At 53.0% G+C, this 372-nt stretch carries 1 protein-coding gene; it reads left to right on the top strand.

The window, feature by feature from the left end:
- On the top strand, positions 1 to 372 hold a 372-nt coding region (locus GM612_RS12290; RefSeq protein ID WP_173021291.1), incomplete at both ends, for a hypothetical protein.

The raw sequence follows: 372 nt of genomic DNA, 5'->3' as shown, positions 1-372 counted from the left end.
CACAACGACGACGGATCCTGATGGTGGTAAGACGGAGACGAAGACCGATTCACAGGGTGATATCACCACGATCGATAAGACTTGGAGCGATGGTGATAAGACCCACGTTGAGCTGGATCACACCACGAATGTCATCAGAGTGACGGAGACGCCACATGACGGGACCACCTTAGCAACGGTTGTCTTGAATGCCGGTGAACAGGGGAAGAGCGGTCGGACTACGGCCACGAACAACTTGCCGAACAACGGGGTTCAATTGACCCATGATATCGCTGGTGTGGATACCGAAGGTAACCACAATACTGGCACGGATACCACGACCGTGGATAATAGTGGTAACCGGACTTATACGAAGGACCAAGTGCCTGATGG

Source organism: Secundilactobacillus folii, assembly GCF_009720675.1.
Taxonomy (GTDB): Bacteria; Bacillota; Bacilli; order Lactobacillales; family Lactobacillaceae; genus Secundilactobacillus; species Secundilactobacillus folii.
The sequence above is the reverse complement of the archived record's forward strand: the minus strand, read 5'-3'. Positions and strand labels throughout refer to the sequence as shown.